Origin of the sequence: Bacillus sp. AFS002410 (genome assembly GCF_002556365.1) — a bacterium.
In the GTDB taxonomy this organism is placed as follows: domain Bacteria; phylum Bacillota; class Bacilli; order Bacillales; family Bacillaceae_G; genus Gottfriedia.
Genome location: NZ_NUEU01000009.1, coordinates 349,537 through 367,835, shown reverse-complemented (window position 1 = coordinate 367,835; position 18,299 = coordinate 349,537). Strand labels below are relative to the sequence as shown.

At 32.6% G+C, this 18,299-nt stretch carries 15 protein-coding genes; 11 read left to right on the top strand and 4 right to left on the bottom strand.

Features of this window, described 5'->3' with window-relative positions:
• Positions 1-223: 223 nt before the first annotated feature.
• Together CN692_RS09390 and CN692_RS09385 are read right to left on the bottom strand one after the other, a co-directional pair.
• Positions 224-2,980, bottom strand: coding sequence for a DEAD/DEAH box helicase (locus CN692_RS09390; protein ID WP_098118891.1), 2,757 nt, complete (start codon positions 2,978-2,980; stop codon positions 224-226).
• Positions 2,958-4,589, bottom strand: coding sequence for a hypothetical protein (locus CN692_RS09385; protein WP_098118890.1), 1,632 nt, complete (start codon positions 4,587-4,589; stop codon positions 2,958-2,960). The genes CN692_RS09390 and CN692_RS09385 overlap by 23 nt, the downstream gene beginning before the upstream one ends.
• Positions 4,590-5,033: 444 nt before the next feature.
• On the opposite strand from CN692_RS09385, the gene CN692_RS09375 reads away from it, so the two are divergent.
• Together CN692_RS09375 and cspD are read left to right on the top strand one after the other, a co-directional pair.
• Positions 5,034-6,920, top strand: coding sequence for a M14 family metallopeptidase (locus CN692_RS09375; RefSeq protein ID WP_179874402.1), 1,887 nt, complete (start codon positions 5,034-5,036; stop codon positions 6,918-6,920).
• A gap of 227 nt (positions 6,921-7,147) precedes the next feature.
• Complete coding sequence (gene cspD / locus CN692_RS09370) at positions 7,148-7,348, top strand: cold-shock protein CspD (protein ID WP_025568675.1); 201 nt, start codon at positions 7,148-7,150, stop codon at positions 7,346-7,348.
• 246 nt (positions 7,349-7,594) lie between these two features.
• Here cspD and CN692_RS09365 read toward each other — a convergent pair whose 3' ends face one another.
• Positions 7,595-8,080 (bottom strand): CarD family transcriptional regulator, encoded by a 486-nt coding sequence (locus CN692_RS09365; RefSeq protein WP_257131767.1) that lies wholly within the window; start codon positions 8,078-8,080, stop codon positions 7,595-7,597.
• Positions 8,081-8,269: 189 nt separating this feature from the next.
• Between CN692_RS09365 and CN692_RS09360 the strand changes: the two genes are divergently transcribed.
• Positions 8,270-9,190 (top strand): alpha/beta hydrolase fold domain-containing protein, encoded by a 921-nt coding sequence (locus CN692_RS09360; protein ID WP_098118886.1) that lies wholly within the window; start codon positions 8,270-8,272, stop codon positions 9,188-9,190.
• A gap of 52 nt (positions 9,191-9,242) precedes the next feature.
• On the opposite strand, the gene CN692_RS09355 is transcribed toward CN692_RS09360, so the two are convergent.
• Complete coding sequence (locus tag CN692_RS09355; RefSeq protein WP_098118885.1) at positions 9,243-9,605, bottom strand: group I truncated hemoglobin; 363 nt, start codon at positions 9,603-9,605, stop codon at positions 9,243-9,245.
• A gap of 636 nt (positions 9,606-10,241) precedes the next feature.
• On the opposite strand from CN692_RS09355, the gene CN692_RS09350 reads away from it, so the two are divergent.
• The 8 genes from CN692_RS09350 (at position 10,242) to CN692_RS09315 (ending at position 18,288) form a co-directional block, all read left to right on the top strand.
• A complete protein-coding gene (locus tag CN692_RS09350) occupies positions 10,242-10,979 on the top strand; it encodes a YveK family protein (protein ID WP_098118884.1) in 738 nt (245 codons plus the stop codon).
• On the top strand, positions 10,969-11,625 hold the full coding sequence (locus CN692_RS09345) for a CpsD/CapB family tyrosine-protein kinase (protein WP_098118883.1): 657 nt from the start codon (positions 10,969-10,971) through the stop codon (positions 11,623-11,625). The genes CN692_RS09350 and CN692_RS09345 overlap by 11 nt, the downstream gene beginning before the upstream one ends.
• A gap of 278 nt (positions 11,626-11,903) precedes the next feature.
• Complete coding sequence (locus tag CN692_RS09340) at positions 11,904-12,083, top strand: hypothetical protein (protein ID WP_098118882.1); 180 nt, start codon at positions 11,904-11,906, stop codon at positions 12,081-12,083.
• Entirely contained in the window at positions 12,073-13,893 is a 1,821-nt protein-coding gene (locus CN692_RS09335; protein ID WP_098118881.1) for a polysaccharide biosynthesis protein, read from the top strand. Before CN692_RS09340 ends, CN692_RS09335 begins: the two co-directional genes overlap by 11 nt.
• 133 nt (positions 13,894-14,026) lie before the next feature.
• Positions 14,027-15,178 carry a glycosyltransferase family 4 protein gene (locus CN692_RS09330; protein WP_098118880.1) on the top strand — a complete coding sequence of 384 codons (1,152 nt, stop codon included), beginning with the start codon at positions 14,027-14,029 and terminating at the stop codon, positions 15,176-15,178.
• On the top strand, positions 15,163-16,272 hold the full coding sequence (locus CN692_RS09325; protein WP_098118879.1) for a glycosyltransferase family 1 protein: 1,110 nt from the start codon (positions 15,163-15,165) through the stop codon (positions 16,270-16,272). The genes CN692_RS09330 and CN692_RS09325 overlap by 16 nt, the downstream gene beginning before the upstream one ends.
• Positions 16,273-16,275: 3 nt before the next feature.
• Complete coding sequence (locus CN692_RS09320) at positions 16,276-17,160, top strand: glycosyltransferase family 2 protein (protein WP_098118878.1); 885 nt, start codon at positions 16,276-16,278, stop codon at positions 17,158-17,160.
• 48 nt (positions 17,161-17,208) lie between these two features.
• Positions 17,209-18,288, top strand: a complete 1,080-nt coding sequence (locus CN692_RS09315) for an EpsG family protein (protein WP_098118877.1) — start codon at positions 17,209-17,211, stop codon at positions 18,286-18,288.
• Positions 18,289-18,299 lie beyond the last annotated feature (11 nt).

Below are 18,299 nucleotides of genomic sequence, written 5' to 3'. Positions count from 1 at the left end.
AGTATGTTAATCTTAAACATATTCTCTAAAAAAATTTCGAAGAGAGAGTTTAAGTTTACTAATAGATTTGAAAAAGTTGATAAATTATTAGTGAAAAAAAGAAATTTTAAAGTTCTAATGAGAATACGAAATAATACAAGTTAAATAAAAATCCCCTTAAGACTACAAAGTTTTTTAAGGGGATTTTCGTATTTTAAATAGCTACTTTTTTTAAATTAATCTTCTAAAAACTCAATAAATCAACAAGCTCATCCATGGATAATTCAGTAATCCATTGTTCACTCGTTATGATTGTATCGTTAAGTGACTGTTTACGTTGAAGCATTTCGTCGATTTTTTCTTCTAGCGTACCAATCGTTACAAATTTATGGACTTGAACGAATTTTGTTTGTCCGATTCTGTACGCTCGGTCAGTTGCTTGATTTTCAACAGCTGGGTTCCACCATCGGTCAAAGTGCATAACGTGATTTGCTGCTGTTAAGTTTAATCCTGTTCCACCAGCTTTAAGTGAAAGAATGAATACTTTTACATCACCATTTTGAAAGCGAGAAATCATGTTATCACGAGCATTTTTAGGAACGCTACCATTTAAAAATAAAACTTCTTCACCAAATTTTGCTTGGATCGCTTCTTTTAGCATATCACCCATTCGCACATATTGAGTAAAGATTAGGCAGCTTTCTTTTTGTTCTAATATAGGATCTATTAACTCGAATAGTCGTTCAACCTTACTTGAGCGGTCTTCGAATTCGACAAGCTGTGATTCCTTTAAGAATAGAGAAGGGTGATCACAAATTTGTTTTAATTTATTTAACATCCATAAGATACGACCGCGGCGTTCGATGCCAGTTAACGTATCGATCTGTTTTAAGCTGTCTTGAACAACTTGTTCATATAATGCCGCCTGTTCAACTGATAAAGGACAAAGCATATTTTGTTCTTGCTTTGGTGGAAGATTTAAAGCAACATCTTCATCTTGCTTTGTACGTCTAAGTAAGAAGGGGGCAATTAGACGATGAACTGCTTTTATCTTTTCTTCATCGCGATCCTTCTCAATTGGATTTACATAATTGCTAGCAAAACGGGTCAATGTACCAAGATATCCTCTATTAATAAAATCAAATATTGTCCAAAGCTCCGTCAAGCGGTTTTCCATTGGCGTTCCAGTTAGAGCAATGCGATGCTCTGCTTTCAATCCACGAACAGCACGAGACTGCTTTGTCGTCGGATTTTTTATGTTCTGAGCTTCGTCAAGAATGATACTCTTCCATACATATTGTTGGAGATCTTCATAGTCTAATACACTTAAAGCATAAGAAGTTATAACAATATCGACATCTCTTACTACTGAAAATAAATCTTCTCCTTTTAAGCGGTTCCCACCATAGTGAACATGTACAGTTAAGTCTGGATAAAATAGCTCGATTTCTCGTTTCCAGTTGTTGATAACAGAGGTAGGGCAGACAATCAAGGATGCTCCGGGCTTTTCTTCATTCTCTTTACGATAAGCCAAGTAACAAATCGACTGAATTGTTTTACCAAGTCCCATATCATCGGCAAGCAATGCACCAAACCCCATATTTTTCAAATGGACTAACCATTCAAATCCTTTTTGTTGGTATGCACGTAAAGTTGCTTGTAAGCCATGTGGAGCAGTAAGTTCAGGAACTTCTGAAATGGATGTTAATCTTTTAGTAAGTTCACGGAAAACATCATCAACTTCAATTTCAACTTCTGCAAAAGGTGAGTGATCTTCCTCAGGCTTTTCAGCTCCTTGTAGTAGTTCATGTTGTAAAACTTCGTGAAATCTAAGTCCTTGTTTTTCAGCCTTTGCCATCATTTTCTTCATGCGTGCAATAAAAGCAGGGTCTAGCGCAATCCACTGACCATTAAATTGAATTAAACGTCTTTGATTTTCAACGAATTGCTGGAATTGTTGTTCTGATAGTTCCATCCCATTTGTGGATATTCGCCAATTAAAATCAACGAGTGTTTCCATATTGAAAAACGAATTCCCAGTTGGTTTTCCTTTTACACTCGCTTTTAAGGTCATTTTATTTTGTTTTAAAGCTTGCCACCAGCTTGGTAAAAGAACTTGGATATTTGCGGAAAGAACTTTTTCACTATCCTCTGTTAAAAATGTCCATGCATCTTGCTCACTTAAAATTTCTCTTGGTTTATTCTCTTCAATTAAGGTAGGTACAAGTAATCCAACGCCTTGAAACGTTCGATCCAAATACTCGGCATAAGATGTATGCTTTTTTTGTAGCGATTCATGTCCTTTATACTCATAAGGCTTGATTGTTTTTCGCTCATCAATTAAATATGTACGTAAATGCCAATCATCGTGCTCACTCAAAGGTTCCTCAAGGACTAATCGAATTGAAAACGGGACATCATCATCTCTAAGTCCTATTTTCACATGCCAATCGTCTTCATCAACACTATGTGTAAGTTGCTGTTTTATGTAACTTGGATTGTAATATAAGCCTCTAGCAATATCCCAACGTTTAGAATGCATTGTTTCTATTTCAAACTGTTGTTTAATTGCAGAAGAAACCAATTCCTTTAAAGTTGGTTCTAATTGATCATACCCATCAATTTTCCAAAGTTCTTCACCATTCTGATAATGAGCAAAGCTTGGGGAAATATGACCTTCCTTAAAATCCTCATATAATCTCGAAATCTCAGAGTGAAACTCATTTGCTTCATCTAAATAAGTAATCTCTACTAATGAATTTTCTTGATGTTCTTTAAAAAAAGTAAGTGCTTCAATTGGAGTTAAAAGAATACCTTCAATCTGGCCGACTCGGGTCGGTTGCAATAATGTTCCGTAATATGAAGGTTCATGCCATTGAAACACTAGATGCTTCCATGCTGTTACCGGTAAAATGACACCGTGACTTTGCATACCATAAATGAGCAAGCCATTTCGCTCTACCCACTTTACAGCAATACTAAGATTTGCTAGTCGCTTCATTGACTAATTTTCCTTTCTTTATTTCCTCTTGAAGTGCACGTAAACGAATAAATTGAGATTCAATATATTGAATATAATCATCCCATTCATTCAAACGCTTTAATTTTTTATAATTTGTTCTTAGCTTCTTTAAATAACGAACAGCTATTTTATAGTTTGCTCTACCTTTTAACTCAATGTAATAAAGGACTAAGTGATGATATAAAGGTAATACAGATTGTGGTGAGTGCTTATGTACTTCCTGAAGGTCATGTTTATCAATAAAATCAGGTTTATATGAATATAAGTACATTTGCAGCTCTGCCCAGCGTTTGTATTCCCGATTATGCATTAAATAATCAGTGTACTGCATCACGCTATGTGGAAGCAATGCTTGATAAACTACTTCTAGACCAGCCGTTTGATTAGTGTAAAAACTATTGTATTCATAGTTAGTTAAGAAATGTTTTGCAAAAGTAGTCTTTGCATATTCATCATCGCCATTTTGCAAAAAGTGTAAAAGCATTTCGTAATATATTGGCAAAAATGAAGTCAGTCGATCAGTTTCATTGTTTTTTCGCAGGTTCTCAATCCAATAAGTAAAGCTATAAAGCGTACGCTCACTATTACTATACTGTTTGATAATAGACAGCATTTTTTCATCTTCTTTTAACAAATAATGTAGATGAGCTTTTCCTAAATCTGCGTAATAATTGTCCTCGAATTCTGATAAAACCTCTAAATCCTTATGTAAAATCTTTGAATTATTTAAAAGCTCTTTATAAACATATCGAAAGGTGTTATATCGAGGTATTAAACAAAGCGTTCTCTCTAATAACAGAGCTTGCAACTGCTCTCGAAGCACCTCTTCATATTGACTAGAAACAGAACCACCTGTCAGGTTATGCAGTTGTCTACTAACAGCCTCAACTTGATTTTCTAACATTGTCATTTCACGCGGTAAATGCGCATTGTCGTAAACTGTGCTTTGAATTTCTATTTGTCCGACCATTTTATTCATTGTAAAGATTGACGCAAGTAACTGATATAGAAGCTTTTCCTTTTCCTGACGTGGTTGCTGATTTAATAATCCGTGATAAAACCGTTCATATAATGGATAAACAAAATAGACATCTTGGTAAAAAGACGTACGCTGCTGTTCAATATATTCCTTGTACTTTTGCTCAAATAACGCAACTGTTTCCTTTGGTCGATCCTGCTCAATCATATTCATTTGATCAAGTAGTTGTCGACCAGTCATGATAGTTGGAATACTTTTTAGAGAAGATTGTTTAAATTTCCTCATAATATCACCAACTAATGAAAACGAAGCGGCAGCATAGCACAATAGTGCAATTTGATGTTGGCAAGGAGGGGCCTCATAACAATCGCAACCATTTTGGTCATGATTTTCAATATGTAAAATTGGTAAATGAATCTGATCGCCCTCTTCGACAACTCCAACAAGTCGACCCTCTCGAACCGAGACATTATATACTTGACCTAATCGATATAATTGTAGGCCAGTTTCAACAAGCTCCGCATCTCTAGAATTCTGGGGAGAAAGCTTTGAAAAAAGTGAATAGGATAGTTCATAAATAATATCTTTATTTAAATCACGCTGAAGCATTCGCTGCCTCCTAACTCGAAACATTCTTATTGGTAATTATACCCTAAACAAATAAGATACACATAGCCGAAAAGGGAAAAAATGAAAGATGATATAGATTGTTAATTTAAAATTTTAATTAAGATTTTAGAATAAATGAAAACAAGCAAATCCTATTTACTCAATAAATTAATTGAATATATATGTAAAATCCTCATAGTTTCAACCAAAAACTATAAAAACATACCTATATTTAAAAGTAAAAAACGTAACAGGAAAGGGCAAGTGTGTAATACAAACTTAATATGCAAAAAAAGGCTAATATAATAAAATATTAATATACTAGACAATTAAAATAAGCTCCCTTAATGGGGGCTTTTCGTCTGTTATGAGATCTTTTAATAGTAAGAAAACAATTATTTACATATATACAATTGTTTTTAATTAACTGGAGAGGTGAAGGATTTGAAAAAAGGTTTTACTAGTTTAATTGTTTTAGTACTTATTTTTAGTATGTTTAAAGATGTATTTGCAGAATCAACAACACAAGCAAAAACGGAAAAATGGGTTGTAACGCTAGGACCTACAGTTTTAACGACTCAGAATACTGAAACTGGTGGAACAACTGGTGGAGCAACTGGCGGAACAACTGACGGAACAACTGGTGAAACAACCGGCGGAACAACTGGTGAAACAACCGGCGGAGCAACTGGTGGAACAACCGGCGGAACAACTGGTGGAACAACCGGCGGAACAACTGGTGGAACAACTAGTGGAACAACCGATGGGACAACTGGTGAAACAACTGGAGGAACGACCGGCGGAACAACAGCAGGAACATCCAGCGGAACAACTGTCAAAACAGCTGATGCAACAACAAGCAGTACAACTACTATAACAATTCCAGCAAATGTAAAGCTAAAAGTAGATAAAGAAGAGAATGATCTTTACTATGTTACTTATAAAGAAAACGCTGGTACTATTTTGAAAAGTGCAGTCCGAGATGCAACTCCTTGGGAAGTTAACCCTACAGCGACAGTTTTTAAAGTCACTAAAGATACGCCTCTATTATTAAATGAAAATGGAAAATTAGTGAATAGAGGAACAGTAAAAGCAAATACAGTTTTTAGTAAAAGTGGCGAAAAGGGTCAAAATTTAATGATCCAATATTCTAATCAAACTGCTTATATTGATAAAAGTAATACACTGCCTTTAACAAAAGATAAAATGCCAGTAACTAATATTGTTACTAAACCTGTTAAAATTACAGCGAGTGTAGCAGTGCGAAATACTAAAGTTGTTTTCCCAAATACTTCAAAAACAACGATGGTTAACGTTCCTGCCAAGCAGAAGTTAGTTATTGATTCAATCTATTCGTCCTATTATGTTGTAAAAATCGGGGGAATTAAGGGACTAATTCCACAAGCTGATCTTTCACTAAAGACTAATAATTATGTTGATCCAAATGGTAATTATTCATATGATAAATTAACTGCGGACTTACAAGAGTTAAATGCTTGGTACCCTAGTTTTACAAAAGTAGAAATAATTGGAAAATCAGTAGATGGTAGAAATTTATATGCCTTTAAACTAGGGACTGGAAAATCAGAAATTAGTATTAACGGTTCGCACCACGCACGTGAGCACATGACGACAAATGTTATTATGGAAATGCTTGATCAATATGCTAGTGCATATGAAAAAAATACGAAAATAAGTAGCTTTGATGTTAGAAAGACACTAACACAAACTTCAATTTATTTTGTGCCGATGGTTAATCCTGATGGTGTAATGCTTGTACAAAAAGGTGCTAGCAGTGCAAAGAATCCGAGTCAAGTTATTAAATTGAATAAAGGAAGTAAAAATTTTACAGCTTGGAAGGCGAATGTACGCGGCGTGGATTTAAATCGTCAATATCCAGCGGGATGGAGTACGATTCCTGGTAATAAATCAAAGCCTGGCCCAGATAACTATAAAGGTACAAAAGCTTTAAGTGAACCAGAAGCAAAAGCTTTATATGATTTTACGAATAAACATTCTTTCAAAAATACTGTTGCATATCACTCATCTGGAAATATTATTTTCTGGCATTATAATCAAACAGGAAGTCAATTTACTAGAGACAAAGCTATTGCTACAAAATTATCAAAACAAACAGGATATAGTTTGGTTGCTCCCGCAAAAGGCGGAGGCGGAGGATATAAAGACTGGTATGTTACTGCTAAAAAACGACCAGGATTTACAATTGAAATTTCTCCTTATGTAGGAAACAAACCAGTTCCAAATAGTTACTTTAGTAGCATTATGAAGAAAAACTTACCAGTTGGACTAATTTTAGCCAACGAAAAGTAAAAAATTAACGTAATAATTAAATTTAATCGACTAATTTTAATTATTCTTCGTGCACAATTTGTTTTCCATTTCATTTTGTGTTAAGATAGGTACATACTTAATAAGAAATTGGTTAATTCAATTCATGTGTTAAAAGGGACGAATTTTCATCCTGTTCTAATGTGTGTATTTTTTCTTAACAATACTCATTAAGTGTAAAAAAACAGGTATATATGGAGGTTCGTACAATGAACACAGGTACAGTTAAATGGTTTAACGCAGAAAAAGGTTTCGGATTCATCGCTGTTGAAGGTGGAGACGATGTATTCGTACATTTCTCAGCTATCCAAGGCGACGGTTTCAAATCACTTGAAGAAGGCCAAAAAGTAAGCTTTGAGATCACTCAAGGTAACCGTGGCGCTCAAGCTGAAAACGTAGTTAAATTATAATTTTCACTTTTGTGTGAAATAAAGGACTGCTAACATTATTGTTAGCAGTCTTTTTGTTTTGTTTGAAGAATGGAAATTGCTGGGGACTACAAATATAGTGGCATAAACAAAAGAACTGCAATAAAATCACGGTTTCTGCAATAAATATGTGCAAACTAAATCTTCATATTAAAAATAATTTTTCTAATTTCCTAAAATTACGCAACAAAAAAAGAGCCTAGTTAAGCTCTTTTTCTTACATACATCTTATTTTAATGCAGAATCAATTAATTCGGTTGCTTCTAGTTGGGAAATTCCTTTAATTAAGCTAAGTTCACCAACAAACATTCGTTTTGCAGTATCTAACATTTCTCTTTCGCTTGGATTTAAAGGTTTCTCCTTGCTTTGAAGTGTTAGATCACGTACAACTTGAGCTCCTGCGAGTAATTCGCCAGACTTTAGTTTTTTCATATTTAAGTCATATTTTTGTTTCCATGATAAGGATTCATCGGGAAGACCATTTGTAAAGTCATCTAATACATTTTCTAAATATTTGTGGTCTTCAACTAAACGAATTTTCGTATTTGACACATTCCCTTGAGGGACCATCAGCTTTAAATTGCTGGATGGAATGTTAATTATGTAGTACTGTTGTGTTACACCTTGTATAACTTTCTCTTCGATGGAATCAATTACTGCAGCTCCCTGCATAGGGTAAATAATTTGATCGCCAATTTTGAACAATGTACCCACCTCCGAAAATTCTAATAACATAAGTATATCATTAATAAATCAAATATCAAAATTTATATAATAACATTTGTAAAATATTTTTGTCAATAATTTTTTTGTATATTTTTTTGTTTTTTTGGGAAAAAGATGAACATGTCATATGGTAGTGGACATAATATGGAGAGAGAGAAAGCCGATGGGAGGTTACTTATGAATTTTCGTGTAGTTATTTTTATCGTAATAGTACTCACATTTTTTTCAACGACTAGCGGTTGTAGTCAACAAGAACAAAGAGAGCTGGAAAAACTTCCTGACGGGGTATTACTGGCGGCGTCTGAACTTTCTTATGAAGCATTTCTAAGTAAAGACATAGGTAAAAGCTTAAAAGAACATAAAGGTATAGTCGATCCCTTATTAACTCAAATTCATAAAAGTTTGAGTGATTATAGATTAGTTTCTATGACCTCAGGTAATATCGGTTTTTCTGCAATTGCATTAAAGAACAATAAAAATAATAGTTTACTATTCGCATTTAGTGGAATAAAGAAAATTAATTTGCAGGATATTTATCAAAGATTAGTTGGATTTGAATCTCCAGAAAATGGCTCTCCTGTCGCTGTGGATGATCAAGCATTACAAGCATATGATTGGGTAAAATCAATTTTAAATAAAAAAGAGAATAATCATGCAAGCGTATATGTTACTGGCCATTCATTTGGAGGCTACTTAGCTCAATATGTAGGATATCAGCTGAATAACGATAAACAATTGAAAAATCATCTATTTGTACAGGGCGTTACATTTAACTCATTAGGTGTATTATTAGATGATGGTTCGAAAAAGCTTCAAGCGAAAACACAAAAAATACAAAAATCTTATAAACCGTTATTTACAAATTATATCGTAAAAGGTGACCCATTAGACTATGCAAGTAAAACCTTCTTTAAACAAATCACCGGATACTCACTTCAACAACTAGGTAATGTAAAATATATTACGGTTGATGAGAACTATAAGTCTTCTTTAGAGGCATTAGAAAAAACGACGGATTTATGGACAAAAGCAAGATTGTTAAAACCATTATATCCTTACCATGACTTAGTTGAGTTTGAAAGTACTTTTTGGAAATAGAGAAACATAAAAAGCTACTACCTATTGCGGTAGTAGCTTTTCTAATGAGACATTATTTGTATTGAATGTCGTCTCTAAGTGATTCGACCTTCGTTAAGGCTTGATCAATATCTGCCTCACTAACCCCAAAATGCGCTAGCGCGTCATGAAGATGAGTAGCAATTGCGTTAAAATGATTAGGCTGGATATTCATTCCTTCATGGGCTTTTGACATGGATTTACCAGTATACTGTTTAGGACCACCTAAAGCAAAGCTAATAAATTTTGTCTGGTGGCGACGTTGTTTATCCATATCCGTATTTTCAAAGAAGTGATTAACTGTTTCATCTTTAAGGACTAGCTCATCATAAAAGTAATCCACTACTTTTCCAACTGTTTCTTCTCCACCGTATTTTTCGTAAAGTGTTTGTTCCATTTAGTAACTTCCTTTCAATATATGATAAAGGTAGATTCCCCTTAAATAGATGAAATATAACTAGAATATTAATAGCTTGTAATTTTAATTTTGATTTGAAAAAAGTGTTAACTGCAATAATTATAAAGATAACTTTATTGAGATATTTGAAAGTAAAAAAGAACTAAATATGTCTAATATATTTCAAATATAGACATATAAAGAATAGTGTTTAATAAATTAATATTGAGGTTGATTGATTATGATTTGATAGGGCGTTAGAGATGATTGAGACAAACATTTCGTTCTATTTAAAGAAATATGGTACTTTATGCTCAGGAAATAGAAAAGATAGATTTTAATATTTTTCTACTACGTAGAATATATATTTGATTGCTATTAATGAAATTTACTCTAAAGTTATTTATTTGTAAAATTTAGAATAATTTAATTATAATTAAAGGATTTGTAATTGACTTGTTCTTTATAAAGAATTAAAATTGGTTCATATTATATAATTTAATAAAGATTTAATTTGTTTACGTGAATAAAACTGGTGAAAGTTATTTTTTTTTAGGGTGTGTTCGTTATATAGAATTAATAGTGCTTTAGTACTGTACGATTCAAAATAATTATATAAAAATTGAGGAGGCAGTAATGAGTTTAAACAAACAAGATACTTTTATGAAAAATGTAAAAAGAAAAGAGATTGATCTAAAGGAGTACTTCGAGGTAATAAAGAGAAGAATTTGGTTAATTTTGGCTGTTACAGTGCTAACTTCAATTTTGGGTCTGATATATAATGACTTTTTTAAAAAGGATGTTCCACTTTATAGAGCATCTAGGCAAATATTGATTGATGCTGACAATGAAAGTTTAAAAACTCTAACGGTAATGATTAAAGCCCCTATGACTATAGCAAAAGTTAAAAACGAAATAGGTTTAAAAAGGTCGGCCGATGTTTTAAACAATCAGATTGGTTTCACAAGAATAGATGAATCAAAAGTTTTTGAGATAACGGTTGTAGATCCTAATCCCCAAATGGCTATTGAGATTGCAAATGAAACGGCTATTGCATCAAAAAATCAAATGGCTGATTTTTTAAAATTTAATAAAGTTCAATTGATTCCTGAAGGTGAAGATAACGGTACTCTAATAAATGGTCCACAACATAATATTATTAAATATACTGTTGTTATTGGTATTGTGTTAGGAATTGGAATAGCATTTTTACTTGATTCCTTAGATGAAACGGTAAGAAGAGAAAGTGAAATTGAAGAAATATTAGATGCTCCAGTTATCGGCCTAGTATCAAATATGAACAAGAAAAAATTATTGAGGGAGAGAAAGAAATATAAAACTACAATTTCAAAGGGTGAAACAAATGATTTTTAAAAAAAGATACAAAAAAAATTTAAAGAAAAGGTTTCTCGTCACATTTACTCATCCGGATTCAATGATCTCAGACCAGTTCCGGATGATTCGCACAAATATAAATTTTTTAACGGAAGAAAAGAAAAAACGCAACATACTTATCACTTCAACAGAAAACGGTGAAGGAAAATCTACAATAACAGCAAATTTAGCCGTCTCAATGGCACAGCAAAAAGAAAGGGTGCTCTTAATTGACGCAAACTTAAGAGATTCGAATATACATAAAATTTTTAAAATAGAAAATAACACTGGTTTAACTAATGTACTAACGAAGCAAATAAGCCTTGAGGAGGCAGTAATTCAATCAGGTATTGGAAACTTAGATATTTTAACTAGTGGATCTGTTTCATTTAATCCCGTTGAAATATTGGCTAATGAAAATGTAAAAGATTTACTAAAAATACTAGTTAATACATATGATATTGTACTAGTTGATTCTCCTTCAATCTTGGAATTCACCGAATCTAGGGTGTTAGCAAATCATTGTGATGGAGTCGTTTTAGTTGTTAACCGTGGAAGAACCGAAACGGATAATATAATTGAAGCAAGAAGAGTATTAGACCTTGCTAATGGAAATTTAGTAGGCGCAATTATAAATGAAATATAAATTCATTTGTATTAGTAAACTATGTTAAGGATATCTGTTAAATAGATATTCTTAGTTTATCGTTCTTTATTAAGAATGAGTGGCGATGTCTACTTGCCATTATCTATGTAGACACTCGACCATGCTGTGGGTTGGAAAAGACCTTAGACGCGAGTCGTCAAGAGTGTGGTGTGAGGGTGGGTTAGATGCCCGTTTTATTTATAAAGTATTTATTTTAGTGTTTTTTAGAAAAGCCTTAAAATAAATACTTTAACCCAAAATGAGATGGAGATGTCTGGATGATGAAAACTAAGTATAGTCCACCTAAAAGTGTTAAAAAAACAATTCGGTTTATAGAGCAAGAAGCAACTTTAGATCAACTAATTAGATTAGGAAGCTCTTGGTTCACGCAATTGATTGTAGAAAAAAAATACTTGAATTATTTGATGCCAAGGAAGGTGTATGTAAGTGACTTATAGGCAAAGGCTATCTTTATTTATTTTAATTGATTCAAGCATCGTTCTTTCCGCGATTTTTATTAGTAAATTTTTAGTAGAGGGAACTATCTATGTCATTTCATTTCAAACCGTTGTTAGCTCACTTATAATTTTAACAAGCCATCATCTGTACTCAATAATATTTAAGTTATATAAGAAAGCATGGGAGTACGCTAGTATAGGAGAATTATTAATTATTTTCAGAGTGGTTACCTATTCATTCGTTAGTTCAGTGATAATTCATTTAGTCGCCATGCAAAAGGCAAACTTTAGACTTTTTACTGTGACTTGGTTACTTCATATGTTGTTAATTGGTGGATCAAGATTTACATGGAGACTATATAGAGACTCAGTTGCTAAGAAAACGGACAATAAAAAAAGAACATTAATTGTAGGAGCTGGTTCTGCGGGGACAATGATTGCAAGACAACTGTTAAAAAATAATGAGACGAATCTCCATCCAATAGCATTTATTGATGATAATATAAAAAAACATCATTTGGATATATTAGGAATCCCTGTACTTGGAGGAGTAGAAAAAATTGAAAGCACTGTAAGTAAGCTCTCTATAGAGAAAATTATTATTGCAATCCCCTCTTTAAGCAGAAAAGAATTAAACATTATCTTTCAAGAGTGTTCTAAAACAGATGCAAGTACAAAAATTCTTCCAATGATAGAGGATATTATCACTGGAAAAGTTTCAGTAAATCAATTTCGAGATGTACAAGTTGAAGACTTACTTGGTAGGGATCCAGTAATGATGGATATTGAGAGTATATCGGATTCAATTACAAACAAAGTAGTTTTAGTTACAGGTGCGGGTGGATCGATTGGTTCTGAAATTTCACGTCAAATTTCAGAATTTAATCCAAAGAAGCTAATTTTACTAGGTCATGGTGAAAACAGCATCTATACAATTGAGATGGAATTAAAGGAACGTTTTAAAGACTCAACAATTGAATTTATTACAGAGATTGCTGATTTACAAGATACAAAGAAAATGATGGATGTTATGGATCGACATAGTCCAAATGTTGTCTACCATGCTGCAGCACATAAGCATGTACCATTAATGGAACGAAATCCGGAGGAAGCCTTTAAAAATAATGTAATTGGAACGATGAATGTTGCAAAAGCTGCAAGTTGGCACAGTGTTGAAACTTTTGTCATGATATCGACTGATAAAGCAGTAAACCCTACAAGTGTGATGGGAGCAACAAAAAAACTAGCTGAGATGATTATTCAGGATTTGGATAAAAGTAGTAATACAAAATTTGTTGCAGTTAGATTTGGGAATGTGTTAGGTAGCCGAGGTAGTGTAATTCCATTATTTAAGAAGCAAATTGAAAAAGGTGGACCGGTAACGGTCACTGATCCAGAAATGGTTCGTTACTTTATGACAATCCCAGAAGCATCAAGATTAGTAATACAAGCTGGCGCACTTGCAAAAGGTGGAGAGATATTTGTATTGGATATGGGTGAGCCAGTGAAAATTGTAGATCTTGCTAAAAATTTAATTTTATTATCTGGTAATACAGTTGATGAAATAGGAATCGAATACACGGGTATGAGACCTGGTGAGAAATTATTTGAGGAGTTGTTGAAGGAAGATGAAGTTCATGATGAACAAATCTATCCAAAGATTTACATCGGAAAGACGACTGATTTATACATAAAAGAGATTAACGATATCATTAATAATTATCAAACTTGTGATCAAAAAGAGTTGAAAGATAGAATAATAAACTTGGCTAATAAACGTATGGTTACGCATCAAAGTAAAGTGATGTAACGATTAAGTTAAAAAGGGGAACAAAATATGATAGATAAAAGAGCAAATATTCCAGCCAGGGGTTTAGGAGCTAGATTTCTTCCAGTGACAAGCGCCATAGCGATTGAGTTTCAAAAATTAATAGGTGAAAGAAATGGTTAAAAAAGTACTTTTTTGTGCAACCGTGGATTATCATTTTACAGCATTTCATATGCCATATATTAAATGGTTCAAGGAGAATGGCTGGGAAGTACACATAGCCGCAAATGGTGAGATAAACATCCCATACGTAGATCAAAAATTTAATCTATCTATCCAAAGGTCGCCTTTCAAATTGAAAAATATTAATGCTTTAAGGGAGCTTAAAACGATTATTGATCAGAATAAATATGAAATCATACATTGCCATACTCCAATGGGAGGCATTCTTACTCGTCTTGCAGCTCGAAAGTCTAGAGTTAAAGGCACGAAAGTAATCTATACGGCTCATGGATTTCATTTTTGTGTGGGTGCTCCAATACTTAACTGGTTATTATATTATCCAATTGAAAAATTCATGGCTCCTCTAACTGATTGTTTAATAACAATTAACAAAGAAGATTATGAACTATCTAAAAATAAGTTAAAAGTAAAAAAAATCGAGCATATACACGGTGTTGGAGTAGATACGGAAGATTTTAAGCCAATAGATGAATTGAATAAAAAGGTACTGAAAGAGTCGTTTGGTTATCATCCAAATGACTTTTTACTTTTTTATGCAGCAGAATTTAACAAAAATAAAAATCAACAATTTCTTCTTAATTCATTGGCCTTAATTAAAGAGGATTCACTGAATGTAAAGCTTTTGCTTGCTGGTGAAGGAGTTTTACTTAACGAGTGTAAGCAATTGGCAGAAAATCTTGGTATTTCTCATATGGTAGACTTTTTAGGCTATAGAAAAGATATTAAATATATTCTCCCAATGTGCGATGTTGCAGTTGGGTCTAGTCTACGGGAAGGTTTACCAGTCAATATTATGGAAGCTATGGCCTGTGGTTTACCGATAGTTGCAGTAGATAATAGAGGTCATCGGGAGCTTGTTGTGGATGACAATAATGGATGGTTATTAAAGAGTAATGATACAAATGGATTCGCTAAGAAGTTAAAGTATCTAATTAAAAGAAAAGGCGTTAAAGAAAGACTGGGTATTAATAGTAGAAAGATTGTAATGAGTAAATACAGTATTGAAAAAGTAATTGATAAAAAAAGTAGGGTTTATAGAAGGTATATGAATGAAACGGAGGATACTACGTGGGCAACCCTTTAAGAGTTTTACACGCGGTTGTTAATATGAACCGTGGTGGTGCGGAAACGCTAATTATGAATTTGTATCGTAATATTGATCGATCGAAAGTGCAATTCGACTTTTTGACGTGCAAGGAAGGGGCATATGATTCTGAAATAGTTGCCATGGGTGGAAAAATTCATCGGATTCCATATGTAACAGAAATTGGTCACTTAGGTTATTTAAAAAAGTTAGATAAATTTTTTAGGAAAAACCCAAATTATAATATTGTTCATTCTCATATGGATAAAATGAGTGGACTGGTTTTAAGAGCCGCAAAGAAAGCTAATATTCCTACACGCATCGCGCATAGCCATAATACAAAAAGTGAAGGAGGGTTTGCTACACAATTTTATAAATGGTATGCAGGTAAAAAAATCGAATCTAATGCTACACATCTATTTGCTTGTTCTGAGGATGCAAGTAAGTGGTTGTTTTCTAAAAGATCAAATGAATCACTAATATTAAAAAATGGAATTGAATGTGATAAGTTTCATTTTTCATTGCAGATAAGAGAGGAAATTAGAAAAGAGTTAATTATCGATAACGAAGCATTTGTTATAGGCCATGTTGGAAGATTTAATCATCAAAAAAACCATCTTTTTTTATTAGATATTTTCGCTGGCTTACTTAAAAAAATGCCAAATGCAATACTTATCTTGGTAGGTGGAGGATCACTTCAAGCCAAAATCGAATCTAAGATACAAGAACTTCAGATTGGGAAAAGTGTAATGTTACTAGGTATTAGAGATGATATTCATCGGATTTTACAAGCATTGGACGTATTTGTTTTTCCATCTTTGCATGAAGGTCTGCCTGTAACGTTAATTGAAGCGCAAGGTGCTGGGTTAACTTGTATTATTTCAGATTCAATTACAAAAGAAGTGGATATGGAAATGGGATTAATCCAATATTGCTCGATATCTGATAAAGAAAAATGGATTCAGAAAATCTTAGAAATATCTTTAGGAAATATGGCTAGAGAAAATGCTGAAATTGCATTGAATCAAAAAGGATATGACATTCGAAAAACTGCGGATATTACTCAAAAGACATATATCTCGTTAGGGAGGTAAAATATGAAGAAATTAACTGTATTTACTCCAACATATAATCGAGCATACTGTCTTCATAATTGTTATGTGAGCTTAAAGAATCAAACATGTAAAGAATTTATTTGGTTAATAATCGACGATGGTTCATCTGACGAAACAAAAGCATTAGTAGAAGGTTGGATGGAAGAAAATGAAATTGAAATAAAGTATTTTTGGCAAGAAAATCAGGGAATGCATGGGGCTCATAATACTGCTTATAAGATAATAAATACAGAATTAAATGTGTGTATTGATTCAGATGACTATATGCCATTGGATGCAGTAGAAAAAATTATTCGTTTTTGGAATCAGTATGGTAATGAGGAAGTAAGTGGAATCATAGGTTTAGATTCTTATACAGATGGAAATGTGATTGGTACAAAATTACCTGTCAATTTGAAGAAATCAAGATTATTTGATTTATATAACAAACATGGAGTAACAGGGGATAAAAAACTAGTTTATCGAACTGAGCTAACAAAGTCATTTCCATATCCACTTTTTACAAATGAGAGGTACGTTGGGCTAGCGTATAAATATCATATGCTTGATAAACAGTACGAAATGTTATTAATGAATGAGATATTGTGTTGCGTTGAATATCTTCCAGACGGTTCTTCGTATAATATGTTAAATCAGTACTTAAAAAATCCAAGGGGATTTGCTTTTTATAGAAAGGAAATGATGAAATTACCATTTGCTAGTTCCACATTTAAATTTAGACAAGCTATTCACTATGTATCTAGTAGTTTTATAAGTAAAAATAAAAATTTCCTAAAAGAAACACCAAATATAATGTTAACCTTATTTGCTATACCTTTAGGAATAACATTGTATTTTTATATTACAAGAAAAGCAAAGACTGTTTAGTAACTTTTTTAGTTGGAATTGTTTTTCTGTTGGAAGGGATAATATAATGTGACTCCTTTATGGATTAATCTTACTTTGGTATTTGTTTTTTCATTTTTTGCAAGGTATGCTGCAATACCTAGCTTTTCACTTAAATCAGAAATTACTTCAGTTTATATTAAACCAAATAAGATATTAGTATTAGGTACCTTAATGTCGCTTGTGCTGATATCGGGGTTAAGATCAAATATTGGCGATACATATTTTTATGTCCATATTTATGAAATGTACAATTTTTCTTGGGATTATGTATTAAGCCAAAAAGATATTGGTTTTGGAATACTCCAAATGATTTTAAAACATTATTCAGATGATCCACAGATTATGATTTTTACCACTGCTCTAATTACCAACGTATTGATTGTTACGATTTTGTATAATTATTCGAAAATTTTTGAAATAAGTATGTATGTTTATATAACAGGGGGGCTTTTCTTAGTTTCTATGAATGGGATTAGACAAGTTCTTGCAGCTGCCATTGCGTTTACGGGTATAAAGTTTCTAATGGATGGAAATTGGAAACGATATATTCTCATTATACTTTTTGCCTCTTTATTTCATCAAAGTGCGTTAATCCTGATTCCGTTATATTTTATAGTTCGTTTTAAGGCATGGTCAAAAGTAACCATTGCTCTAGTATTACTTTCGATTGTAATTGTAATTGGTTACAGCCAATTTTCTTCAATTTTATTTTCTGCGATACAAGAAACACAATACGGAGGTTATCAAAACTTCAATGAAGGTGGAGCTAGCTCAATAAGAGTTATTGTGAACGCGGTACCACTTTGTCTAGCATTTATGGGAAGAGATAAATTGAGAGAAATTTTTCCAAAAAGCGATATTGTTGTAAATATGACTTTACTAGGCTTTATTTTCATGCTTATAGCGACTCAAAACTGGATATTTGCAAGGTTCTCTATCTATTTTGATTTATATCAATTAATCTTAATTTCTTGGATTATTATGCTATTTAAAGATAAAGATAAAAAACTAGTTTACTACGGAATACTAGTTTTTTATTTTATGTATTATTATTACGAAAGTGTTATTAGCCTAAATATTTACTATCAAAGTAATTACTTTTACTGAAAAATTTAATA